Source organism: Clostridia bacterium (assembly GCA_036654455.1).
GTDB lineage: Bacteria > Bacillota > Clostridia > Christensenellales > CAG-314 > JAVVRZ01.
This window is the reverse complement of record JAVVRZ010000001.1, coordinates 130,123-152,400: the sequence shown is the minus strand read 5'-3', so window position 1 is coordinate 152,400 and position 22,278 is coordinate 130,123. Positions and strand designations below refer to the sequence as shown.

The following is a 22,278-nucleotide window of genomic DNA, read 5'->3' as shown; positions in this document are numbered from 1 at the left end:
ATCTATAACGGAATTACCCGCAAAGAGCTAATTAGTAAAATTACCGTTCACTTTTTGAGCTAGAAGGTGAATATCATTTCGCCTATGCTACGTTTTTACACCAAACAAACGCTCTCTATAAACATATTATGGCGACATCTTATGCCTCGTCAACGCTTACTTATTGTATAATAGCATTGATTAGAGATAAAATCAACTATTTTTTACTAATTACCTAACTTGATACTACCTAAATATACTTCCGGCACATCGCCTAGAATAATTGTTTCGCAAATAAGCACTTGACTTGTATTATTAACTTCTTGGTTACTCGTAGGCATAATTATAATTATGTTTGTTTCTATTGAAAGATAAATTTTATGTAGAGTTTGATTAATGCCAGCCTGCTCAAAAACTGAAACAAAATTGCATATTACCGATTCGTTAGGCATAATTTCAACCTTAAAATTGGGACCCGCTCCTGTAAACATAGGCCAATTTGTCAACGTGCCTAAGGGAATATCTATGCCACCGCTAGCTAAAAATTCAAGATTTTTTTCAATTTGTTTAGTAACTTTTCGTGCCAGAACATTTATAGCCGTAGTGTTTGCTTGAACTAAGGTAATTTTACCATTATTATCTTTTTCAATAGTGACAAAATCGCTAAATTTTACCGATTGCTCAAACAAAGACATCATAGCGTCATTGATTGCAATCGCCGAAAGCGAACCCATTTGCGCATCGCAGTATGCGACTATCGTTTTAGACGTTTCGGGAAAAATATATCTATATAAATAGAAAGTTATTAGGGCAATTATAGGAAATATAATCGGCCATAATCTTTTAAATCGTCTTTTTTTCTTAATTTTATAGTAATGCTCGCAATAGTTAGTGTTATAATACTTCATTTGTATAGTATATTAATTTAACTACTCATTTGATACAAAAATGTTAAATTCTATTTTTCTTTTGCAATAAATATGATACGTAAATAAAAATGACATTTTAAAAAGTATCTTTTTTGTTACGCAGTGTAAGAAAGCGAGGCGCTATTAATTCTTTTTAGTATGCGGTTTAAAAATTATCGCTACGATATAGCCCGAAACAATAGCGGTTGCAAGTCCTAGCGAAGTAGCCGATAACCCGCCCATAAAAGCTCCCATTACGCCTTTTTCTCTTGCCATTTCAACTGCGCCTTTGACGAGAGCGCAACCGAAACCGCTTATAGGCACGCTTGCGCCGGCGCCAGCCCAAAGAATTAATTTTTCATATAGTCCAAACGCTTGAAGCAAAGCTCCAAGAATTAAAAATAAAACAAGAATTTTTCCATTTGTTATATGCGTAAAATTAAGCACTATTTGTCCTAAAAGACATATCGCTCCGCCAACTAAAAAAGCTTTTAATAATAGTAACGCCATAATTTGCCTCCTCTAATCACTTGTTATCTCTACGCAATGGGCAATCGCCGGTATGCTTTCACCCTGAAAAGACGTTGTTGGACTCATTAAAGCGCCTGTTCCTATTACCAACATTCTTTTAATGCGTTTGCTTACTAAATTTTGATAAATTAAACTATTGACAACTATTGCCGAGCAGGCCGCCCCGCTTCCGCCCATATAAGTTTTTTGGCTGGGGTGATACAGACTAGCTCCGCAGTCGGCTAAATTTTTAGATAAATCAATACCTTTGCAATGCGCCAAATCTATTAAAATTGACTTGCCGAGCTTGCCTAAATCGCCGGTTAAAATTAAATCGTAATCTTTTGCCGTTGTGTTTGTGTTTGTAAAATGATTAAGCAAGGTATCATACGCCGAAGGAGCCATAGCTGCGCCCATATTGTTTAAGTCTAAAATACCATAGTCAACTACTCTGCCTATTGTTGCTCTAACTATGCGAATATTATTTAGGCTATTGTTAGCAAGTAAGGTACAACCAACCCCGGTTGCAGTCCATTGAGATACGGGAGAACGAAACACTCCAAGTTCAAGCGGATAACGATATTGCCTCTCGGCGGTAGAAAAATGACTACCGCTTAGGCAAATAACTCTATCGTAGTAGTTGTCTACAAGAATAGAACCGACAATTAAACTTTCTACATAAGTTCCGCAAGCGTTATATAATCCCAAAAAAGGTCTTAAAGTATCCCTTACGCCAAAAGCAACCGAAACAATTTGATTGAGCAAATCTCCACCGACAATAGCGTCAACTTGACTAAGCTCTATTCCGCACTTATTAACTAAGCCATAAATTGCATTTTCAAAGAACTTTCTTTCGGCTTTTTCAAAAGTTTTTTGGCCTAATTTGTCGTCTAAGGTAGTCAAATCGAAAAACTTGCCTAATTTACCCTCAGCTTCTTTTGGTCCAACAAAGGTAAAACCTTGCGAAAAATAGGAATTTTTGAACTCAATAGTTCGACAATTATAATATTCGTCCATATTAGCCCTCAAAAATGAGCGTAATTAAGGCGATTAAAACTGAAAATAATACGCCGTTTACCACAACTGGTCCTGCAACTACAAACATCTTTGCTCCTAATCCATATATTAGTCCTTCGGCTCTAAATTCTAACGCAGGCGAAACCATAGCGTTAGAAAACCCGGTAATAGGTATAGTCGAACCAGCGCCGGCAAACCTACCTAGGCGGTCATAAACGCCTATGCCGGTAGTTAATGCGGCAAGAGCGATTAAACAGCTAGAAGCAAGTCCCGTGCTGATTTCACGAGAAAATTTGAGCAACACAAAGCCTTCGATAAAAATTTGTCCAAGCGTACAAATAAGTCCGCCGACAATATAGGCGTAGACCAAATTTTTAAGATGGCTAGAATGCGGAGCTTTATTAAAGACATATTCCTTATAATTTTCTTTATTAATTTCTGTAAAACTCTTTGTTTTGCCCACCTTGTTGGCTGTTTTTACTTTCGAAATCTTTTGGCTGTTTGTAATATGTTTCTTTTTCATCAATGTTTTGACCAAACTCCCTAACTTTTTTTGTTTTCATTTTCATACCTCATAGATATTTTTAACCAAAACAAAAAATATAAACAAAAAAGTCTTAAAATTAATTTAAGACTTGTAAAATTTAAAAGATATTTATTTAGGTTGGACTTTTAATTAAATTTATCTTTAATTTTTTCTAAAATTTTATTTTCTAACCTTGACACTTGAACTTGCGAAACTCCTAACTGAATAGCTATTTCTCCTTGCGTTAAATCTCTAAAATATCTAAGCAAAATTATTTTTCTTTCCCTTGGGGTCAACTCGTTTATGACGGATTTGAGAATTACCCTATCAATTAAGTCGTCGTCTTTTTTGTCGCTTACTAATTTGTCGAGCAAACACGGATTTTTGTCGTCGCCGTTATCGCTTTGTTCATAGAGCGATACGGGCATTTTTGAGCTATCCATTGCAAATACAATTTCTGTCGGTTCAACCGCAAAATATTGCGCTATTTGTTCTACGCTAGGCGAGGCGTTGTTTTCTTTGCCAAAAGCTTCGATATATTTATTAATTTTGTTAGAAAGCGACTTTACCGAGCGAGACACTTTAATATAACCGTCATCTCTTAAAAATCGCTTAATCTCCCCCAGTATCATAGGCACGGCGTAAGTAGAGAATCTAACATTATATTCGAGCGAAAAATTATTAATTGCTTTAAGTAACCCAATGCTACTGATTTGAAAAAGGTCGTCGTACTCGACATTTTTTCCCATATAACGCTTAATTATGCTTTTAAGAAGAGGAGTGTTTTGTACGATAAGCTCGGTTTTCGCCGTTTCGTCGCCCTTTTGCGCAAGCACAATAAGACGCATTGTTTCTTGGTGATTAAGCATAGTTACACCTCGACTGACGAGGTGATTTTTTTAGTCATTTTTACTGTTGTGCCAACGCCTAAGGAGGAAGTAACGTCAAGAGTATCCATCATAGCTTGCATTACGGTAAAGCCCATACCAGAGCGTTCTTCGCAGTAAGAAGAGGTGAAGAATGGTTGCATAGCTTTGGCTACGTCGTCAATACCTTGTCCGTAGTCGACAATTTCTATTTCTACTATTTTGCCTTTTACAGCAACTTTTATTTGAGCTTGTCCGCCGTTGTTGGAATAAGCGTGTACGACACAATTTGTTATCGCTTCGGAAACAGCGGTTTTTATATCCCCGACTTCCTCTACCGTTGGGTTAAGTTGGCTGACAAAGGCAGCTACTACGCTACGGGTAAAACCAACGTTGATTGAAATAGCGTCAACAGTCAATGTCATTTTGTTTTCTGTCATAATTTTTCTCTCCTTACACTTTTGAAAATACTTGGTACAGCCCTGCCATTTGAAATATTTTATCGATTGTTTTATTAGGATTGCGCACAAACATTTGTAAAGTGTCTTTCATCTTCTTATACCTACCTATTAGCACGCCTATACCCGTACTATCCATAAAAGAAAGCAGTTTTAAATCAAAAATAACTATATTTGTGCCTACGTCCTCTAATAAAGCGTCCATTTTGCTACGGGCATAAGCAGAATTATGATTATCTAGCTCCCCTAAAAGATAAATTACAGTTTTGTCTGCCTCACGTTTCGAGATTACTTCCATACTTTGCCCTCCTTAAATATTCTAACTTAGAGTATTCCCACAAAATTAGAAAACATTGCCTAAATATGACAAATTATGAGTTTAAATTAAAAAAAAGAAAAATAAAAAAAATACCGATAAAGTATTGACAATTAGCTAAAAATATTGTAAATTAGTAGGGCTGTTGTAGGTAATACAACGGGGTGTAGCGCAGTTTGGTAGCGCACATGGTTTGGGACCATGGGGCCGGGAGTTCAAATCTCTTCACCCCGACCATATAACAATCCTTTTTGGGGCTTTAGCTCAGTTGGTCAGAGCGGTCGGCTCATAACCGATTGGTCCGGGGTTCGAGTCCCTGAAGCCCCACCAAGTATATTTTAACAAGTGTTTGCTTTGTCTTTTGGCCTGGTAGTTCAGTTGGTTAGAACGCTAGCCTGTCACGCTAGAGGTCGTGGGTTCGAGTCCCATCCAGGTCGCCACAAGCAAATGCCTCGGTAGCTCAGGTGGTAGAGCAGGGGACTGAAAATCCCCGTGTCGGTGGTTCAAGTCCGCCCCGAGGCACCAACTTACGCTGGTGTAGCTCAACTAGGCAGAGCGATTGATTTGTAATCAATAGGTTGCGGGTTCGATTCCCATCACCAGCTCCATTTTTTTATAATCAAACTACACACAAATATTTTACAATTTGGGAAGATTCCCGAGCGGCCAAAGGGGGCAGACTGTAAATCTGTTGCAAGTTGCTACGGTGGTTCGAATCCACCTCTTCCCACCAAAACACAAGAGCATTTCTTGTGTTTTTTTATTTTGTAAATATATTGTATATTTTAAATATTGTATTTTAGCGTATTTATTTACAATATTTGCTCTTGTTATATTTAATATTTTATTAATAAGTTATATGTTTAAAATTTTGATACCCCTATTGCATTATTTATATTGTTCAATTTGGTAAGATTAAATCTTTTGATAATTTAATTGTTAATTTAATGTAAATGACTATATTCGAAATGCGCCCCAAGAAGTTATACATATTGAAAAATATGTTAAATTAATGAGACGCATTTTAATAGTTATGAATAATATTTATTTTTGCTAATTACATTTAATTTATGAAAATTTAATCAAATAATTTTTGTTTTTGTGAAATAAATCTATCAAAATCATTTAAATAAGTGACGATATCTTTGGCGTTTGCCTGTCTTTCAATGCGGTTTTGACCAACGAAAACTCGTTTGCTTATAGCGTTACAACCGCAAGCTACAATCGAGGTTGTTTCTTCCATAATATCAATATTATATAGACATTGGGTGTTATTTTTGCAAAACCCAACGTTTTCTAGACTTTCGCTTACGTATTTTTGTCGGTACATATAATAAGGCGAATAATTAGCCTTATACAATTGACTTTGAGAATAATCTACCATATCGGCTACAACTTTTTGGTCGCTAACTTGGGCATTGTTTTTAAGTTCGCTACCTTTTTTAAGCGCTAGACTATGTACGGTTATATTGTGCGGAGAAAGGTTTAAGGTTTGTTTTATAGAATTTTCAAACATTATAAGATTTTCTTGCGGAAGTCCGGCGATTAAGTCCATATTAATAATAAAATTATATTTGCTTGCAAGATTATATTTTTGATAAATGTCTAATACGCTATGCCTACGACCAACCAAATCAAGCGTTGATTGGTTAAAAGTTTGCGGATTAATTGATATTCTATTAACTCCATAATTTGCTAGCATAGCCAGTTTATCGTTATCTATTGTGTCAGGTCGTCCAGCTTCGACGGTAAATTCTCCGTTAGGTTTAAACAGCTTTATAATTTTTTCTAATTCGGCGCAACTTAAAGAAGTCGGCGTTCCGCCTCCAAAATAGATATTTTTAATTTTTTTGCCTTTTTGTTTACACATTTCTATAAAAATAGCAATTTCAGTACACAATTTATCGACATAAGGTTCGACAAATTGGCGTAACGAACTAATTACTCCGCTAGTAAATGAACAATAGCTACAACGACTTGTACAAAAAGGAATATTTACATAGAAGTCAACGACGTTGTCGTCTAGCTGTTTTAAACCATTTTGATTAGCTAAAATATCGCTAATTAATTGAATTTTTGGTTGAGAAACATCAAAAAGATTGCCAAAAAGTTTGGCGAAGTCGCCTTCTTCTCTATCAATAATTTCTTGGGCAAGTTTAGAAGGACGAATTCCCGTCAAACTCCCCCACGGCAAAGATTTATCATAGGCTTGTTTAAGACAAAAATATACCGAAAGTTTGGCATAACGCTTTGCGTAACGCTTTTGTTCGAGTAAGTTCCATTTTTTATCAATCGCTATGGTATTAGAAAAACTAAATTGCTTATAAAAACATTGATTAGTTAAAATAAAATTGGATATATTCGACTTATGAACAATGTCCGCCGACAAATTGTCGGTATTTTTAATTTCAGTATTAATAATAAAAAGCTTTGCAACATCAATTAAGTCGCTTGCAAAGCCTAAGTTAGTTGTATAAAGTTCCATTTTACCTCAACAAATATTCGTTATGCGTTTGTTCGTAACTAAGAGTCGAACTTTCTTCGTGTCCGGGAAAAAGTTTATAGTCTTGCTTAATTTGTTTAATTTTTTGCATAGATTTATGTTGCTCGATACCGCTACCGCCGGCAAGGTCGGTTCTACCAACGTCGCCTGCAAAAAGAGTATCGCCCGAAAACATACCGTCTTCTATAAAATAACAAACACTGCCTTGCGTATGACCCGGAGTATGCAAAATTTTAATGTCAAAACACCCTATTTTAAGGCTTGTTTGGTCGCTTATCGGGTTAGTAACATAGCAATCACAGCTTGGAGCGCCCCAACGATTAGACCCTGCCTTGCGAGCAATTTCGGCGTCTTCTATATGACAATATACGGGAAGTTTAAATTCTTTTAAGATATTTTCTACTCCGCCACAATGGTCAAAGTGTCCGTGAGTGAGCAAAAAAGCAAGCGGAATAAGATTATTTTGCAGTATGTAATTTTCAATCTCTTTACCATCATAAGCGCAATCAATAATCAAGCAAGTTTTAGTTTCTTGGTCGACTACAACGTAGCAATTTGTGCCTATAACGCCGATTTGTTTACAAATAGTCAGCATAGTTTTTCTCCAAATTATTTAGTAGTTCTAAACACATTTATAATACTAGGCAAAGATTTAAGCCTTTCTATTAAATGAGCGATTTGTTGTTGATTAGTTACTTCAACTGTAATTATAGCGATAGCGTTATGGTTCTTGTCCCGTCTTGCATTGATTGCAAGTAGCGGTAGTTGTTCGGCGGAAACCATTTTTGTTATGTCGGCAAAAATTTCACTACGGCTCTCGGCAACTATTTGAATATCAACAGAAAAAGTTGCGTTTGCGCTTAGCGATGTCCATTCCGCTTCTATTAAACGAACTTGCTCTAAGCTTTTAAGGGAAACGCAGTCCTTGCGGTGAATACAAACCCCCCTACCCCTAGAAATATACCCGATAATTTCGTCGCCCGGTACGGGAGAACAACAGCCGGAGAATCTAACAAGCAAGTCATCGTGACCTTTAATAGTAATTGCGTTATCTTTTGACGGCGTAGACTTTGATTTGGTTACGGCTTCTTCAATTTTGCCTAATTGCTTATTTGCCGATATGAGTTTAAGCATAATTTGGCTGACAAGAATACCCCCATAGCCTACCGAAGCGTACATTTCTTCAAGATTATTGTACATATATCGGTCGCAAACGGCCTTGACCGCTTCGTCGGTAAGAAGTTGCGAAAGCGTTAAATTTTTATGTTTAGCCTCTTTTTCAAGCATTTGCTTGCCGGCTTTGATATATTCGTCTTTAAGTTCTCGTTTGAAAAATTGTCTTATCTTAACTTTTGCCGAAGACGTTTTTACAATTTTTAGCCAATCTCTTGACGGCCCTTTGCTAGATTGATTGATTAATACTTCGACAACGTCGCCGGTTATTAATGTTGTTGCAAGCGGAACAATTTTAGAGTTGACCTTAACGCCAACACAATGATTGCCGACTTCGCTGTGAATAGCGTAGGCAAAGTCAAGCGCAGAAGAACCTGCTTTTAAGGCTCGTACGTCACCCTTAGGGGTAAAGACATATATTTCGTTGCTAATTGAAATATCTTTTTTAATAATATCAAGAAATTCGTGACTATTTACATCGGGTTCGTAAGCCAAAAATTCTTTTATCCATTGAAGTTTGTCGTCTAGCGGAGTGTCCCCAGTTACACCCTCTTTATATTTCCAGTGCGCAGCAATACCATATTCGGCAATTTTATGCATCTCGTAAGTACGAATTTGAATTTCGATAGGCACGCCAAAATTAGTTATAACTGTTGTGTGCAAAGATTGATATCTGTTAGGCTTTGGAACGGCAATATAGTCTTTAAAGCGACCGGGAATAGGTTTCCACTTAGCGTGGATAGAACCTAGTACGGTAAAACAGTCTTTAACCGAATCAACAATAATACGTACGGCAGTTAGGTCGTAAATTTGGTCTAACGTCTTATGTTGATTTTTCATTTTTTTGTATATGCTATAAAAGTGCTTTGTGCGACCCGATATTTCAGCGTCGGGAATTTCAGCGTCTTTTACAATTTCTCTAAGCTCAATTAATATTGCATCAACCATTTCTTGCCTTTCGACTTTGGTTTGCGCAATATTTTTTGACAAATACTCATACATTGGGTTGTCAAGATATTTCAAGCACAAGTCTTCTAACTCACACTTAATTGGAGAAATACCAAGACGACCAGCAAGCGGAGCGTAAAGCTCGATAGTTTCTCTCGCCATTGCAAGCTGACGGTCTTTTGAAAGGTAACTTAGCGAACGCATATTATGCAATCTATCGGCAAGCTTAATTATAAGCACTCTTATATCTTTTGCCATAGCGAAAAACATTTTGCGAATATTTTCAGCTTGTTCTTGCTCGATTGTGTCAAAGTGAATTTTTGCAAGTTTGGTCAACCCTTGCACAAGGTCGCCTATTGTGTCGCCGAATTTTTCACGCAACATTGCGTCGGTTACTTCGGTGTCTTCAAGCGTATCGTGAAGAAGCGCAGCGCAAATAGTAGCCGAATCTAACCCTAAATCGATTAAAATATCGGCAACTTGTATGGGGTGACTAATATAAGGAGAACCGCTAGCTCTCAACTGACCTTCGTGAGCCGCAGAAGCAAATTTAAGCGCCTCAATAATAGTTTGTTCGTCCTTAGGATAGTAGTAATTTATCTTACTAATTAAATTTTCAGTTAATTCTTTTGTTCTTAAATCGTCCATAATAATATTTTACCACTAAAAAGCTAAAAATACAACAAAAATCAAACTAGGTTAAAATGGTTGTATAGTTGAGAATTAGTTAGGTTTACTTTTTTATCATTGTCTATTGCTATTTTGAAAGGTTGGAAAATATCAATTAGTCCAAGTTCGCAAAAAACTTTTATCGCAAGCAAAAATTGCGTATATGTTATATCGCTAAATTGAGAAATATCATAGTATTCTTTAAGAGAATTTGCCCTACTGCCCTTTGTTAAGGCTTTAAATACTGCTAAACATATATCCCTATCTATTTTTTGAGAAATAAATTGCGGAGTTTGGGTAACTTTTTGATATAGGTAGCCCTGACCGTAATTGGCGAAAAGTTGACTGTAATTGCCAAAACAAATAACATTTTTATAATATTTAAGCACGTTGTTGTTTACGGGCGAAATCATTACGCACTTAGTAAAAAAATTAGTTTGTTCAAAAATATCTAAATAATAGTTAGAAAAATCGAATTCTTTGGCATACTCTTCAAATTCTACATAAGAATTGAAAACCGCTATTGTATTTTCATTAAGTAATTCTTCAACTTGCGATTTATCAATTAATTGCAAACTATTAGAATTACCAAGACGCATTATATAATTTTGAGCATACAAATCGTCAAAATATAGTGAATTATTAACCTTAATTTGTATAATTATACCGCAAGTTGTTTTGCTATATTTGTCTTCTTCAAGCGAAAATAGTACTTCGCATTGACAAGAAGTGTTAAGTTGAGTATAAAACTTTGCAAATTTATAGAAACCTTTAAGTTCTAGTCCGTTGTCAAGCGTAATTTTTAAATGATTTTTATCTTGCCCAAATAACGATGCTGATTTACAGTAACCGGTGTAGCAAAATACCGGGTTTGCACGTGGAAAAACAGGTTGCATACTGTCGAGCAAGGCAATAAAATCTTTATTTAAAAACCTATCCTCAAATGGCAAATCGTAGTAATAAACAGGATTAAATAATTCGCCGTTAAGTTTATTCAAATCAGTTGAAAGCGCATCTTGTAAAGCAAATAAGTTCTCTTTTGCTACCGTAAAACCTACTGAGGCCTTGTGTCCCCCAAATTTAACCAATAAATTGTTGTTAGCATTAAAAAGCTCAAATAAATCGACTCCGTCAATTCCCCTAGCCGAGCCTACGTAGTTGTCGCCGTCTTTTGTAAGCACGACGGCAGGCATATTATATTGTTCTTTAAATCTGTTTGCGGCAATTCCAAGAATTCCGCTACACCAGTTGTCGTCGTAGATATATATTAGTTTATCTTGTAAAAAATCATCTTTAATTATTTTACTTTCGGCGCTTTGCAAAAGTTGTTCTAACAAATCTTTGCGTTGTTGGTTAAGGTCGGTAAGCATTTCAGCCGTATTTTTATTCATATAGTGACGGTCTGAAAGTAAATTTAAGGCAAGTTCGACATTGCCAAGTCTACCGGCAGCGTTAATTTTTGGCGCAATTCTCAATGCGATATCGCTTGCGGTCACTTGATTTTTGTTGTTTTGAGAATTTGCAGATAGAATAACTAATCCTTTGTGATTAAAATTAGCAAGTCCTAATTTTACAATATCTCTATTCTCGTCTACAAGAGGCATCATATCGGCTATTGTTCCTACGCAGGCAAGGTCGGCGTAAGTTGATGCGACCTCAATTCCCGCTATGGCTTGAACAATTTTAAAGGCAACGCCTGCGCCGGATAGATTAGCGAAAGGATAGCCCATCTTTGGATTAACACAAAGACAATCGGGTAGTTCAGCGGGCAATTCGTGGTGGTCGGTTATGATTAATTTTGTATTAAATTCGCTAAGTATTTGCCCTGCCTCAATCTTATTAGATATACCACAGTCAACCGTGATTACAAGATTATAACGAGTTTTTTCAAATGCCTCTCTAATATTTTCAACGTGAAGTCCGTATCCATCGGCTCTGCTAGGAATAATGCACTTGCAATAAACGCCATTATCTTCAAAAAATAACTTTAAAATACTACTTGCGGTAATTCCGTCAGCGTCATAATCGCCATAAATTAATATAGATTGGTTGTTAAGCATAACCTCTTTGATTTGCTCGACGGCTTTATCCATATTATTCATTAAAAAAGGATTGTAAAAGTTGGAAAAATCGAAATTAAAAAATTTGTCAAAATTTTTGCAATCGACGCCACGAGATGACAAAATCTTAGCAAAGGCTGTATCTACGCCCCTTTGACAAAAGAATTCGACATCTTGTTGATTATATTCACATTTTTGACAAAAATTATTTTTCATTTAAATACCAAAAAACAGCCTAACCGTTGCAGGTAGGCTGTAATAATTGTTAGGTTTTATTTAGCTTGGTTTTTTTCCCAAAGAGGTAATAAAAACATATAGCTTGTTGCGCCGGCAAAATAAATTCCTAGTAGAGCGGTAACAACAACGCTTAGTAGCGAGAACATACCGATAGCGCCTAATATTACTAAGGCAACCGATAAGAACATATAAACAGCCGTAAGAGGCGTTCTGCTCTCTGCAATAGCCTGCGAATAAGAAACAAGGTCTTTATGCTCTCTAACATTCTTTACATTTTGTTTTGCAATAATATTAAGTTTTGAAAAAATGTAGGCATTTGTAAAAATGCTAACAAAAGCTACGCCAAAAATACCCATAGCTGTTAAAACTGCAAATTTAATACCGATTAGACAAAGGGTAAGGGCAATTCCGCAAGCAAAAATAACAGCAAGTAAAGTTAAACAAGTAGCTACAAGTCCGCTTCTTACGCCATTAGTAGATTTATTAAATATTAGGTAATATAAAAATTGTATAACTAATAACACGCCAACGCCTATTGAAGCCATTACTAATTTTTGTTTGCTAGCGCTACCGTCAATAGCTAGTGATTTAACTATTACGTTGTCGTTAGTAGCCGAAGTACCGATAGCTTTAAGTTGTTCTTGATTTAATGCGTAGAATTCGTAAGAAACACCCAAAACTTCATCGTAAGCGTTGTTTAATAATTGCTTAGATTGAGGTTTTACGCCCAAAGTTGCAAATTCGGCGTCTAATTTTTTGATATAATCTTCAAATCCTTGTTCGTTATATAGCTTATTTGTAATAACAAGGCTATTCCCTTTGCTAAAATCGATACCGCCGATATCAGTTACAAAAATACTAACAACGCCGAGTATGATAACAAGCGCAAATATAACCGAAATGATAATTAATTTGTTTTTCATATTATTTTACCTCCTCGCTTTTAGGTAGAGCCAGACATTTGCGACAGTTTGTAATATTGATAAGCAAGTATGCAAGAGGTCTTGTTACAAACAAATTGCATAACAAAGTTGCAAGCGACATATAGGCTAGGACTACGCCAAATATTCTAAACGTGCCGTAACCAAAGAAAGCTAAAACAACGGCGGAAAGAACGCATAAACTGCAAATTTTAACCGTTGTCATATCGGTAAGTTTTCTTGCCCTACCGGTTGCGATAAACATTCTCTTTTGCATATTGGGTTCGTCGATTGTTAAAGCGATTGACTTAGTCTTTTGCAAGAAGTTGACCGAACAAACTGTAAATAAGGCTATTCCAAATACTACGGCAAAAATTCCGCTTATAGTAAATTCGGGAGTGTAAGCAAAAGTTAATAAGGCAAGCGTAGCTAAGAGAGAAACTACCAAGGATAAAGCGCTAGCTAGCCCGACTACGCCATAAACGATGGATAGTGAAACAAAGATTGCAACAATAAATACAACCAGTGATATCATAAGCCACATAACAACGTCAGTATCAAACGCAGGAGCAATAAACGTGCCTTCTTCAACAGTCAAACTTATAGGAAGAATTCCATAAGACAATACTGCCTTAATTAGTTTGGTATTCTCTTCGTTATCTGAGGGAATAGTTAAAACATCATACGACATTGGCGCTTCGACCGGCACAGAATATAATTTCTCGCCATCAAGGAAAAGCGTCAAATTAATTTTGTTTGACGAAGAAGCAAACATTGTGGCGCTCTCGACTGCCGCTTTACCTGCTTTTGTAAGGTTAAGGGAAATGTAGAATTTATTTGCTTGTTGGGAAAACCCAGTATCAATCGAAGATAAATGCGCATTAGATATTATTATTTTAGATGGGTCGTTAAGATTATCAGTAGTAGAAATAGCAAACAAACCTCTTTGCGCAAAAACGCCGGTTGCCATTTTAGCGTTTAACGAAGTAGGCAGTCTTATCGCATAAACATCGTCGTTTGACAAGATTATTGCGTCGCTAAGGTTATAATCTCCCAGTCTTTTTCTAAGTATAGATATAGTCTTATCTTTTGACTCATTGAAAGCTTCGTCGGTCATTCCACCCGGTCTAGTGATTTTGAAATCGGTGTATAGACCTTTGTAAATATCTTGACCTTTGGGAAGTACGGTAATCGGCGATTGATAAATATTTCTGCCAATATGAAATTCGGGTATCACGGCAAAAACAGTTAAAAACAACATTACTGCAATTATGATTGTAAAAAGAACAACAGATTTTGTTTTTGACATAAGTTTACTCCTTAATGCTTATAAAATAACTAACTTGTAAAGTATAATATCAAATGTCAATTAAGTCAATTGATTTTAAGATTTTGTTGCGTTCTTCTAGCTTTTTTAGGTAAATTTATCATAAAAAAACAAGGAAGATAAGCTTATCTTCCTTGTAAACTTGCTACAAATTAAATTTAAATGGGTAAATCGCCTATGATATATTATTCTTTACTTGTCTTATTTGAACGAATAGCGCCTACGACTCCGCCAAGTAGCACGCACATAATTACATCAAGCCCAATTTGTTTCCAGTCAAATTTACCGCCTAGTAAAGCAAAAATAATTGTGGTAAATATTACGAAAAGAATTGCGCCAAGCGCCCCTTTATATAGTCCTTTGCTACCTCGTATTCCAATAATAGTACCCGCTATTACGCTTACGCCTTTGATAACTTGATTGATAATAGGCAAAGCGTTTGAGGACATTTGTGTTAACTTAACTATTAAAGCCAGTAACAATACTAAAAAAGTACATATAATAAAGGAGAACAACCCTGCTTTTAACGATTCGCTAAGTAGATTGCGTTTGCAACTTATAACATTCTGCGACATAAGAAAACCTCCAAACAGTATAGTAAATACTATGTGGAGGTTCGATTGTTTATGAATAAAACTAATTAAATTATTTTATCTCGTCAACTGTGTCTTCTTGCTTGGGAAGTTCTCCCTCTTTGTTGATTTCGCTTACGTCGGGATTAACTTGGTAAAGAGCGCCTTTTACAACTTTCATTGTAGTTTTAGAACCGTCAATACCTGTTTCAATTACCATATCGCCATTTGTTTCATTGATATCAAGCACTGTGCCAATAATACCGCCGATAGTTGTAATTGACGAACCAACTTTAAGCTTAGCTACCATTTGTTCACGTTGTTTCTTTTGCTTGCGTTGCGGAACGATAAGTAAAACCACCATTAACACAACAACAACGCCTAGAAATACCCAAGTCACCCAGCCATTTTTATTTTCGGGCTTAGTTTCGGCTAAGAATGATAATAAATTTAATAACATAATATACTCCTTTAATATAAATCAATTTCTATTAGTATATACTAAGAAATATGATTTGGCAATTATTTTTTGTAATTAGTATAATATTTTGAGTAAAATTTGTCTGCAAATTCCTCAAAGCAGTCTTCATTGATAGCTTTTCTTATATTTTTAGTCAAATTAAGTAAGAAAGAAATATTATGAATACTAAGTAACATAGCCCCTAAAATTTCGTCGCAATTTATTAAGTGTCTAATGTAGGAACGTGTAAAATTTTTACAGCAATAACAATCGCACTCATTGTCAACCGGAGAATAATCGGTTTTGTAAATAGCGTCTCTAATTTGTAATTGCCCGTTTGAGGTCATACAAGCGCCGTTTCGGGCAATTCTTGTAGGCAAAACGCAGTCAAACATATCAACGCCTCGCCTTACGCCCTCGATAATGTAATCGGGAGTGCCTACGCCCATTAAATATCTAGGCATATTAACGGGATAATAAGGTTGAAGGACGTCAAGCATTTTGTACATAACTTCGCTAGGCTCGCCTACCGAAAGACCGCCGATAGCTATACCACATTTTGCGTAAGGAATGGTCTTTTTTACGCTGTCGATACGCAAATCTTCATACATATTGCCTTGAATTATAGGAAATAACATTTGATTCTCATTTTTATGCGAATTTACACAACGTTCTAGCCACCTAAGGGTTAAATCTTTGGCTTTTTCAGCTTCTTGGTGGTCTATGCCGTACTGCGAACATTCGTCAAAAGCCATAATAATATCAGCGCCTAAGTCGCTCTCAATTTGCATAACTTTTTCAGGCGTAAACAAGTGTTTACTACCATCGATATGCGAACTAAATACAACGCCTTCTTCATTAATTTGGCGTGTCTTTGCGTGGGAAAAAACTTGAAATCCACCGCTATCGGTAAGAATAGGTTTATCCCAACACATAAATTTGTGGAGTCCTCCGCCGTCTTTTACTATTTGTTCGCCCGGACGTAAATATAAGTGATAAGTGTTGCAAAGCAAAATTTGTGTTCCTATATCATTAAGGGTACTAGGTAGCATTGCTTTAACCGTTGCAGCTGTTCCCACCGGCATAAATATAGGCGTTTGAATTACTCCGTGAGGCGTAGTAAATTCGCCCGTTCTTGCTCCGCTTGTGGTTGATTGTTTGATAACTTTGTAACTAAAATTTGTCATATTTTCCTTTAAAACCTATAATAACTTAGAGTATTGCTTCAACTTATCTAACTAAACTGTAAAATTATAATGTTAGATAAATAGCATAGCGTCGCCGAAACTAAAAAATCTATATTTATTTTCTATTGCAACCTTGTAAATATTTAAAACTTCTTCTCTACTGCATAGCGCCGAAACTAACATAATAAGCGTGCTTTCGGGTAAATGGAAATTTGTAATTTGCGCCGAAACAGCTTTAAATTTGTAAGGCGGATAAATAAATATGCTTGTTTCGCCTTTGCTTGCCTTTACAAAACCATTTTCGTCGGCTACCGTTTCAAGTACTCTTGTGCTAGTAGTGCCAACGGAAACAATCCTTCTCCCTTGAACCTTTGCAAGATTGATTATATCGGCGGTTTGCTGAGTAATCTCATAATGTTCGGTGTGCATTAAATGGTCTTCAATTTTTTCTTCTTTAAGCGGTCTAAATGTGCCTAGCCCAACGTGAAGTAATACTTCGGCTACAATTACTCCTAAATCTTTAATTTTTTGTAATAATTCGTTAGTAAAATGCAATCCAGCCGTAGGCGCAGCCGAAGAACCAAGCAATTTTGAGTAAACTGTATTATAGCGAGTATTGTCTTTAAGCGTTTCAGTAATATAAGGCGGAAGTGGCATTTGTCCTAACCTATCGATTATATCTTCAAATACGCCTGTAAAAGAAAATTCTACTATGCGAACTCCGTCTTCGATAATGTCGGTTACAACAGCGCTAAGTTCGTCGCTAAACACTACTTCGTCGCCAACTTTGGTGCTTCTACCGGGTTTTGTCAGCACTTGATAATGCGTATAATCTAGTCTTTTGAGTAGCAAAAACTCAACTTTGCCCTCGCTAAATTTGCGTTTGCCATAAATTCTTGCAGGCAAAACCTTAGTATTATTTATTACAAGAACATCTCCGCTACGCAAATAATTTGGTAGGTCGTAAAAATGCTTATGCTCTATTTGCTTAGTTTGCCTATCGTAAACAAGCAGTCTAGAATGGTCACGAGGTTCTATCGGCGTTTGCGCTATTAATTCTTTGGGCAAATCAAAATAAAAATCAGATTTATTCATTTATATCACTCTTTATTGTATCAATATTTTCTTCAACTTTTTGGTCAATTTGCGAATTTATAAATTTATTTACATTTGCGTCGAGCGCCCTTCCAATATGAGCATAGGCGCTAGGCATACAAATTCTGCCTCTTGGCGTGCGAACGATAAAACCTAACTGCATTAAATAGGGTTCGTAAACGTCCTCTATTGTTGTAATATCTTCGTTTGACGCCGAAGCTAACGCTTCAATGCCAACAGGACCGCCGTTAAATTTGTCAATAATGGTTTCAAGCACGCATTTGTCAACATTATCAAGCCCCAAAGAGTCTATTTCTAGTTGAGAAAAAGCGTAATTTGTAATTACATTGTCAATCGAGCCGTTGCCTTTAACTTGGGCGTAATCACGCACTCTTTTAAGCAGTCTATTAGCTATTCTAGGCGTTCCACGACTACGCAAAGCTATTTGACAAGCTGCATTTTTATCAATATTGATATTTAAAATTTTTGCCGAGTTCTCTACAATTTGCTGTAATTGTTCGACCGAATACATTTCAAGTTTAGCTCTTATGCCAAACCTATCTCTAAGCGGTTGAGAAAGCATACCAACTTTTGTAGTAGCGCCAATTAAAGTAAATTTGGATAATGGAAGCCTTACGCTTCTTGCGCTTGGACCTTTTCCAATCATAAAATCTAGCGCATAGTCTTCCATAGCGGGATAAAGAATTTCTTCTACCGAATGGTTGAGCCGATGTATTTCATCTATAAATAAAACTTCATTTTGCGATAGGTTAGTAAGTAGAGCGGCTAAATCAGCCGGTCTTTCGATAGCAGGACCGCTTGTAATAGTAATTCGAGTATTTATAAGGCCGGCAATTATGTGGGCTAGCGTAGTCTTGCCTAGCCCCGCAGGACCATAGAAAAGACAATGGTCGAGCTGTTCGTTACGACTTTTTGCCGCCTCGATATAGATAGATAATTTCTCTTTGAGCGAGTCTTGCCCAATATAATTTGTCATACTTTTGGGTCTTAAAACATTCTCGCTCTCAATTTCTTGAACATCTATTGTGCTTTTAATCAGTTCGTCCATATTTTTTCCTTTAACAAATTTTTTGTTCTAATCTCAATAATAACTTATTATTGAAAATTAAGAATTTTTTAGACAGTAATTTAAAATTTCTTCGGTTGTCACAAAGCCATTCTCTTTGGCTAATCTAATTCTTTCGCTAGCGTCATTTTTGCTTATTCCCAAAGATTTCAACACGCTTATTACTTCTTCTTCCTCATTTGAATGTAGTTCTTTAAGCAAAGGTTTGTCGATTTGTAATTTTTCTCTTAGTTCGAGTATAACTCTTTCAGCGGTTTTTTTGCCTAGGCCTTTAATCGAACACAAAGTTGAAGTGTCGCTAGTAACAATAGCTACCATAATTTTGTTAAGTGGCATACCGCTTAAAATATTAAGAGCATTTTTAGGGCCTATGCCCGAAACGCTGGTTAATTGACTAAATAAATTCTTTTCGGCTAAATCGCTAAAACCATATAAAACAAGGCAATCTTCCCTAACTTGAAGATGGCAATATAATTGCGTTTCTTTACCGACGCTGAGTTTGCGTGTAGTGTTTTTTGAAACTAATAGTCGATACCCTATGCCGTTATTCTCGATAATTACGGCGGTATCTTCAATTTCTACAATTTTACCACAAATAAAATATAACATATTACCTCATTATTTTAATTAAACATTTAGTATTTAATTTATCATATAGCTATATTATTAATAAATCTAGCCGATTAATTTTTCCAAATTTAGTTTCTAATTTTACTATTTTTATAATTAAATACTTGATTTTACTATTTTATGTAACTTTCTTCGCCTAGTCTACCCGAATTAAGGTGGGTAAGCGCAACGGCAAGAGCGTCTGCGGCGTCGTCGGGCTTAGGAATTTTGTCTAATTTAAGTATTAGCTTAACCATTTGTTGAATTTGATTTTTGTCGGCTCGTCCGTATCCGGTTAGAGCCATTTTAATTTGTAGAGGCGTGTATTCGTACAATTTGCCACATTCTCTTACGACAGCGGTAAGTATAGCGCCCCTAGCTTCGGCGACGCTAATACCGGTTGTAATATTCTTATAAAAAAACAATTCTTCAACGGCTACGCAATCGGGCTTGTGAGTTATAATTAATTTAGTTACATTATCGTAAATCATAGCAAGTCTAACGGGCAAAGTTTCTTCTTTGGGCGTAAGAATAACGCCATAATCTAAAACTTTATCAATTTTATCAAGCCTTTCAATTACTCCATAGCCTATCGTAGCTAGACCGGGGTCAATACCAAGTATTTTCATTTATTCTCCTAGTACCTATATAATAAATGTATTAAGCAAAATAGTCAACAAAAAATGTTTGAAACAAAAAAACTGCCTTTATAGGCAGTTTAAAAAAGACTAATCTATTCTTCTTCAACTTCCGGCAATTCGACGTTGTGGTAAACATTCTGTACGTCGTCGTTGTCTTCCATTATATCAATCATTTTGTTAAATCTTACAAGCTGGTCGGGAGCAAGAATTATTGTATTGTTAGGTATCCAATCAACCGAAGCTGAAATTAATACAACTTTTTTATCGGTTAAATTGTTGCGAACGTTATCAAACGCTTGCGGAGTAGTATACATTAAAACTTCTTCGTCCTCTACCATAACATCGTCTGCGCCACATTCTAAGGCAAGCTCAAACCAACTATCTTCGGTTTGCCCTTCAAGCCTTTCGACTACGATTACGCCTTTGCGTTCAAACATAAAAGATACGCAGTTGCTTGTGCCTAGCGAACCGCCATATTTTTCAAAATGCGAACGAATATCGCCTGCCGTACGATTTTTATTGTCGGTTAAGCACTCTAATATCACTGCGCTTCCACCGATACCATAACCTTCGTAGATAATTGATTCGTAAACCACGTTACCGAGTTCTCCCGAGGCTTTTTTGATACTGCGAGATATATTGTCGTTAGGCATATTAGACATTTTCGCCTTAGCGATTATGTTGTATAACGAACTGTTTGTATCGGGGTCGCTACCGCCACTGCGGACAGCTACGGCTATTTCTCTACCGATTTTTGTAAAAATTTTAGACCTTGCGGCGTCGCTCTTGCCTTTTTTGCCTTTGATATTATTCCATTTACTATGTCCTGACATATTTTACCTCCATTATTTATTACTTAATATATACATCAAAACTCCTGCCGATACTCCGGCATTGAGAGATTCGAGATTATTTTTCATAGGTAGCGACAGTGTCAAATCGCTAAGTTGTCTAGCTTTATCGCTTATTCCGTTGCCTTCATTGCCTATAATAAGAGCGTGAAGCGGTATACTTTGCGTATAGTTAAAGATATTCTCCCCTTTCATATCTGCGCAAATAAATTTGTGCGTCGAATGTAATAAGGAATATACTGTTTCTAAGTCGACAGAATAAATATGCGTGAAGAAATGCGCCGAACTCGCCGAACGTATTACCTTAGGGCTATATGCGTCAACGCAATCTATTAAAAAAATATCATTGTAGCCGGTAGCTACCGCCGTACGCATAATAGTCCCGAGATTGCCCGCATCTTGAATTTTTTCAAGTATAAGGCAACTGCTTTGCGGAACGCATAAGTCGTTTGTGGGCATTTTAACAACGGCGATTACGCCTTGACTGTTAATTGTATCGGTAAGCGTTGAAAAAACATTGTCGGCTACGGTATAGACCTTGTCAAACTGTATTTGAGTTTGGCTAGACGTTACGATATATTCGACAAGATTAAGTCTAATAGCTTCTTCTACAAGTTTACGCCCTTCGACAAGATAAAGACCGCTTTCTTTGCGATATTTTTTTTGCAATAATTTGCGTGTAAAGCTAATTATTTGGTTGTTCTTTGACTCTATCATTTTAATAAAAAAGCCTTATCGATATACGACAAGGCTTGATTTTCTTGTTATTTACTAGTAAGTGAAGTCTTAACAATTTCTGCAAGCGCACTAAAAGCTTTTGCGTCGCTTATCGCCATATCGGAAAGTACTTTGCGGTTGAGGTCAATGTTAGCTACTTTAAGACCGTGCATAAACTTGCTGTAAGACAGTCCGTTTACTCTTGCGCCGGCGTTAATACGAGCAATCCATAGTCCTCGCATATCTCTTTTGCGAAGTCTTCTACCAATATATGCATAGTTACCTGACTTCATAAAGGCTTGACGAGCTACTCTATAATTTTTGGACTTAGCGCCAAAATAACCTTTTGTTAATTTTAATATTTTTCTACGTTTCTTAACCGCATTAACTGCGCGTTTAATTCTCATTTTGTGTTACCTCCCTATTAGTACGGCATCATTTTCTTGATGGTATTAGCTTGAATCTTATCTACATAAGCCGTTCCACGAAGATTACGAGTTCTTTTGGTTGTCTTTTTGGTTAATTTGTGGTTTTTGTTACATTGCGCTCTCTTGACTTTGCCGGATTTAAGTACTTTAAATCTTTTTTTAGATGCGCTGTGTGTTTTTTGTTTAGGCATTATTTATTTCCTCCATATTGTTC

General features: G+C 36.2%; 24 protein-coding genes, 6 tRNA genes and 1 other annotated feature (1 of these 31 only partly in view). Of the genes, 6 read left to right on the top strand and 24 right to left on the bottom strand.

Annotation, left to right across the window (positions count from 1 at the left end; all coding sequences use genetic code 11):
• Positions 1 to 162, bottom strand: a binding site (T-box leader) (it extends 59 nt beyond the left edge of the window).
• Positions 163 to 206: 44 nt separating this feature from the next.
• From yunB to RR062_00725, 7 genes are all read right to left on the bottom strand, one after another.
• Entirely contained in the window at positions 207 to 887 is a 681-nt protein-coding gene (gene yunB, locus RR062_00755) for a sporulation protein YunB (GenBank protein ID MEG2026251.1), read from the bottom strand.
• Positions 888 to 1,031: 144 nt separating this feature from the next.
• Entirely contained in the window at positions 1,032 to 1,397 is a 366-nt protein-coding gene (locus tag RR062_00750; protein ID MEG2026250.1) for a SpoVA/SpoVAEb family sporulation membrane protein, read from the bottom strand.
• Positions 1,398 to 1,409: 12 nt separating this feature from the next.
• A complete protein-coding gene (locus tag RR062_00745; GenBank protein ID MEG2026249.1) occupies positions 1,410 to 2,414 on the bottom strand; it encodes a stage V sporulation protein AD in 1,005 nt (334 codons plus the stop codon).
• Between the two features lies 1 nt (position 2,415).
• Positions 2,416 to 2,937 (bottom strand): SpoVA/SpoVAEb family sporulation membrane protein, encoded by a 522-nt coding sequence (locus RR062_00740; protein MEG2026248.1) that lies wholly within the window; start codon positions 2,935 to 2,937, stop codon positions 2,416 to 2,418.
• Positions 2,938 to 3,086: 149 nt separating this feature from the next.
• A complete protein-coding gene (locus RR062_00735) occupies positions 3,087 to 3,809 on the bottom strand; it encodes a SigB/SigF/SigG family RNA polymerase sigma factor (protein MEG2026247.1) in 723 nt (240 codons plus the stop codon).
• A 2-nt stretch (positions 3,810 to 3,811) separates the two neighbouring features.
• The gene (gene spoIIAB / locus RR062_00730) at positions 3,812 to 4,246 is read right to left on the bottom strand and encodes an anti-sigma F factor (GenBank protein ID MEG2026246.1); all 435 of its coding nucleotides are present in this window, start codon (positions 4,244 to 4,246) and stop codon (positions 3,812 to 3,814) included.
• A 13-nt stretch (positions 4,247 to 4,259) separates the two neighbouring features.
• Positions 4,260 to 4,562 carry an anti-sigma factor antagonist gene (locus RR062_00725; protein MEG2026245.1) on the bottom strand — a complete coding sequence of 101 codons (303 nt, stop codon included), beginning with the start codon at positions 4,560 to 4,562 and terminating at the stop codon, positions 4,260 to 4,262.
• Between the two features lie 178 nt (positions 4,563 to 4,740).
• Here RR062_00725 and RR062_00720 point away from each other — a divergent pair.
• The 6 genes from RR062_00720 (at position 4,741) to RR062_00695 (ending at position 5,313) form a co-directional block, all read left to right on the top strand.
• Positions 4,741 to 4,817 (top strand) — tRNA-Pro (locus RR062_00720).
• A 16-nt stretch (positions 4,818 to 4,833) separates the two neighbouring features.
• Positions 4,834 to 4,910, top strand: a tRNA-Ile gene (locus RR062_00715).
• Positions 4,911 to 4,943: 33 nt separating this feature from the next.
• Positions 4,944 to 5,020, top strand: a tRNA-Asp gene (locus RR062_00710).
• A 9-nt stretch (positions 5,021 to 5,029) separates the two neighbouring features.
• Positions 5,030 to 5,105 (top strand) — tRNA-Phe (locus RR062_00705).
• A gap of 6 nt (positions 5,106 to 5,111) precedes the next feature.
• Positions 5,112 to 5,188, top strand: a tRNA-Thr gene (locus tag RR062_00700).
• A gap of 40 nt (positions 5,189 to 5,228) precedes the next feature.
• A tRNA-Tyr gene (locus tag RR062_00695) sits at positions 5,229 to 5,313 on the top strand.
• A 345-nt stretch (positions 5,314 to 5,658) separates the two neighbouring features.
• Here RR062_00695 and hemZ read toward each other — a convergent pair.
• From hemZ to rpmI, 17 genes are all read right to left on the bottom strand, one after another.
• The gene (gene hemZ / locus RR062_00690) at positions 5,659 to 7,065 is read right to left on the bottom strand and encodes a coproporphyrinogen dehydrogenase HemZ (GenBank protein MEG2026244.1); all 1,407 of its coding nucleotides are present in this window, start codon (positions 7,063 to 7,065) and stop codon (positions 5,659 to 5,661) included.
• Between the two features lies 1 nt (position 7,066).
• The gene (locus tag RR062_00685; GenBank protein MEG2026243.1) at positions 7,067 to 7,678 is read right to left on the bottom strand and encodes an MBL fold metallo-hydrolase; all 612 of its coding nucleotides are present in this window, start codon (positions 7,676 to 7,678) and stop codon (positions 7,067 to 7,069) included.
• A gap of 14 nt (positions 7,679 to 7,692) precedes the next feature.
• Positions 7,693 to 9,852, bottom strand: a complete 2,160-nt coding sequence (locus RR062_00680) for a bifunctional (p)ppGpp synthetase/guanosine-3',5'-bis(diphosphate) 3'-pyrophosphohydrolase (GenBank protein MEG2026242.1) — start codon at positions 9,850 to 9,852, stop codon at positions 7,693 to 7,695.
• Positions 9,853 to 9,893: 41 nt separating this feature from the next.
• On the bottom strand, positions 9,894 to 12,149 hold the full coding sequence (recJ, locus tag RR062_00675; GenBank protein MEG2026241.1) for a single-stranded-DNA-specific exonuclease RecJ: 2,256 nt from the start codon (positions 12,147 to 12,149) through the stop codon (positions 9,894 to 9,896).
• A gap of 56 nt (positions 12,150 to 12,205) precedes the next feature.
• Positions 12,206 to 13,093: a hypothetical protein gene (locus RR062_00670; GenBank protein MEG2026240.1), complete on the bottom strand. Its 888-nt coding sequence runs from the start codon at positions 13,091 to 13,093 to the stop codon at positions 12,206 to 12,208.
• Between the two features lies 1 nt (position 13,094).
• Positions 13,095 to 14,399, bottom strand: a complete 1,305-nt coding sequence (locus tag RR062_00665) for a hypothetical protein (protein ID MEG2026239.1) — start codon at positions 14,397 to 14,399, stop codon at positions 13,095 to 13,097.
• A gap of 203 nt (positions 14,400 to 14,602) precedes the next feature.
• Entirely contained in the window at positions 14,603 to 14,992 is a 390-nt protein-coding gene (locus tag RR062_00660; GenBank protein MEG2026238.1) for a TIGR04086 family membrane protein, read from the bottom strand.
• A 70-nt stretch (positions 14,993 to 15,062) separates the two neighbouring features.
• A complete protein-coding gene (gene yajC, locus RR062_00655; GenBank protein ID MEG2026237.1) occupies positions 15,063 to 15,449 on the bottom strand; it encodes a preprotein translocase subunit YajC in 387 nt (128 codons plus the stop codon).
• 62 nt (positions 15,450 to 15,511) lie between these two features.
• Positions 15,512 to 16,636, bottom strand: a complete 1,125-nt coding sequence (gene tgt / locus RR062_00650) for a tRNA guanosine(34) transglycosylase Tgt (GenBank protein ID MEG2026236.1) — start codon at positions 16,634 to 16,636, stop codon at positions 15,512 to 15,514.
• 72 nt (positions 16,637 to 16,708) lie between these two features.
• Positions 16,709 to 17,731: a tRNA preQ1(34) S-adenosylmethionine ribosyltransferase-isomerase QueA gene (queA, locus tag RR062_00645; GenBank protein MEG2026235.1), complete on the bottom strand. Its 1,023-nt coding sequence runs from the start codon at positions 17,729 to 17,731 to the stop codon at positions 16,709 to 16,711.
• On the bottom strand, positions 17,724 to 18,800 hold the full coding sequence (ruvB, locus tag RR062_00640; protein ID MEG2026234.1) for a Holliday junction branch migration DNA helicase RuvB: 1,077 nt from the start codon (positions 18,798 to 18,800) through the stop codon (positions 17,724 to 17,726). The genes queA and ruvB overlap by 8 nt, the downstream gene beginning before the upstream one ends.
• Before the next feature lie 57 nt (positions 18,801 to 18,857).
• Positions 18,858 to 19,427, bottom strand: a complete 570-nt coding sequence (gene ruvA / locus RR062_00635; protein ID MEG2026233.1) for a Holliday junction branch migration protein RuvA — start codon at positions 19,425 to 19,427, stop codon at positions 18,858 to 18,860.
• Between the two features lie 134 nt (positions 19,428 to 19,561).
• Positions 19,562 to 20,056, bottom strand: coding sequence for a crossover junction endodeoxyribonuclease RuvC (ruvC, locus tag RR062_00630; GenBank protein ID MEG2026232.1), 495 nt, complete (start codon positions 20,054 to 20,056; stop codon positions 19,562 to 19,564).
• Positions 20,057 to 20,160: 104 nt separating this feature from the next.
• Positions 20,161 to 20,901 carry a YebC/PmpR family DNA-binding transcriptional regulator gene (locus tag RR062_00625; protein MEG2026231.1) on the bottom strand — a complete coding sequence of 247 codons (741 nt, stop codon included), beginning with the start codon at positions 20,899 to 20,901 and terminating at the stop codon, positions 20,161 to 20,163.
• A gap of 12 nt (positions 20,902 to 20,913) precedes the next feature.
• Positions 20,914 to 21,636 carry an RNA methyltransferase gene (locus tag RR062_00620; GenBank protein MEG2026230.1) on the bottom strand — a complete coding sequence of 241 codons (723 nt, stop codon included), beginning with the start codon at positions 21,634 to 21,636 and terminating at the stop codon, positions 20,914 to 20,916.
• Positions 21,637 to 21,683: 47 nt separating this feature from the next.
• A complete protein-coding gene (gene rplT, locus RR062_00615; GenBank protein ID MEG2026229.1) occupies positions 21,684 to 22,043 on the bottom strand; it encodes a 50S ribosomal protein L20 in 360 nt (119 codons plus the stop codon).
• A 17-nt stretch (positions 22,044 to 22,060) separates the two neighbouring features.
• Positions 22,061 to 22,255, bottom strand: coding sequence for a 50S ribosomal protein L35 (gene rpmI / locus RR062_00610; protein ID MEG2026228.1), 195 nt, complete (start codon positions 22,253 to 22,255; stop codon positions 22,061 to 22,063).
• Positions 22,256 to 22,278: the final 23 nt, after the last annotated feature.

What these genes read in the sequence shown, in the direction of transcription:
- yunB (MEG2026251.1), bottom strand. Translation starts at nt 887, where the DNA reads ATGAAGTATTATAACACTAACTATTGCGAGCATTACTATAAAATTAAG.
- RR062_00750 (MEG2026250.1), bottom strand. Translation starts at nt 1,397, where the DNA reads ATGGCGTTACTATTATTAAAAGCTTTTTTAGTTGGCGGAGCGATATGT.
- RR062_00745 (MEG2026249.1), bottom strand. Translation starts at nt 2,414, where the DNA reads ATGGACGAATATTATAATTGTCGAACTATTGAGTTCAAAAATTCCTAT.
- RR062_00740 (MEG2026248.1), bottom strand. Translation starts at nt 2,937, where the DNA reads ATGAAAAAGAAACATATTACAAACAGCCAAAAGATTTCGAAAGTAAAA.
- RR062_00735 (MEG2026247.1), bottom strand. Translation starts at nt 3,809, where the DNA reads ATGCTTAATCACCAAGAAACAATGCGTCTTATTGTGCTTGCGCAAAAG.
- spoIIAB (MEG2026246.1), bottom strand. Translation starts at nt 4,246, where the DNA reads ATGACAGAAAACAAAATGACATTGACTGTTGACGCTATTTCAATCAAC.
- RR062_00725 (MEG2026245.1), bottom strand. Translation starts at nt 4,562, where the DNA reads ATGGAAGTAATCTCGAAACGTGAGGCAGACAAAACTGTAATTTATCTT.
- hemZ (MEG2026244.1), bottom strand. Translation starts at nt 7,065, where the DNA reads ATGGAACTTTATACAACTAACTTAGGCTTTGCAAGCGACTTAATTGAT.
- RR062_00685 (MEG2026243.1), bottom strand. Translation starts at nt 7,678, where the DNA reads ATGCTGACTATTTGTAAACAAATCGGCGTTATAGGCACAAATTGCTAC.
- RR062_00680 (MEG2026242.1), bottom strand. Translation starts at nt 9,852, where the DNA reads ATGGACGATTTAAGAACAAAAGAATTAACTGAAAATTTAATTAGTAAG.
- recJ (MEG2026241.1), bottom strand. Translation starts at nt 12,149, where the DNA reads ATGAAAAATAATTTTTGTCAAAAATGTGAATATAATCAACAAGATGTC.
- RR062_00670 (MEG2026240.1), bottom strand. Translation starts at nt 13,093, where the DNA reads ATGAAAAACAAATTAATTATCATTTCGGTTATATTTGCGCTTGTTATC.
- RR062_00665 (MEG2026239.1), bottom strand. Translation starts at nt 14,399, where the DNA reads ATGTCAAAAACAAAATCTGTTGTTCTTTTTACAATCATAATTGCAGTA.
- RR062_00660 (MEG2026238.1), bottom strand. Translation starts at nt 14,992, where the DNA reads ATGTCGCAGAATGTTATAAGTTGCAAACGCAATCTACTTAGCGAATCG.
- yajC (MEG2026237.1), bottom strand. Translation starts at nt 15,449, where the DNA reads ATGTTATTAAATTTATTATCATTCTTAGCCGAAACTAAGCCCGAAAAT.
- tgt (MEG2026236.1), bottom strand. Translation starts at nt 16,636, where the DNA reads ATGACAAATTTTAGTTACAAAGTTATCAAACAATCAACCACAAGCGGA.
- queA (MEG2026235.1), bottom strand. Translation starts at nt 17,731, where the DNA reads ATGAATAAATCTGATTTTTATTTTGATTTGCCCAAAGAATTAATAGCG.
- ruvB (MEG2026234.1), bottom strand. Translation starts at nt 18,800, where the DNA reads ATGGACGAACTGATTAAAAGCACAATAGATGTTCAAGAAATTGAGAGC.
- ruvA (MEG2026233.1), bottom strand. Translation starts at nt 19,427, where the DNA reads ATGTTATATTTTATTTGTGGTAAAATTGTAGAAATTGAAGATACCGCC.
- ruvC (MEG2026232.1), bottom strand. Translation starts at nt 20,056, where the DNA reads ATGAAAATACTTGGTATTGACCCCGGTCTAGCTACGATAGGCTATGGA.
- RR062_00625 (MEG2026231.1), bottom strand. Translation starts at nt 20,901, where the DNA reads ATGTCAGGACATAGTAAATGGAATAATATCAAAGGCAAAAAAGGCAAG.
- RR062_00620 (MEG2026230.1), bottom strand. Translation starts at nt 21,636, where the DNA reads ATGATAGAGTCAAAGAACAACCAAATAATTAGCTTTACACGCAAATTA.
- rplT (MEG2026229.1), bottom strand. Translation starts at nt 22,043, where the DNA reads ATGAGAATTAAACGCGCAGTTAATGCGGTTAAGAAACGTAGAAAAATA.
- rpmI (MEG2026228.1), bottom strand. Translation starts at nt 22,255, where the DNA reads ATGCCTAAACAAAAAACACACAGCGCATCTAAAAAAAGATTTAAAGTA.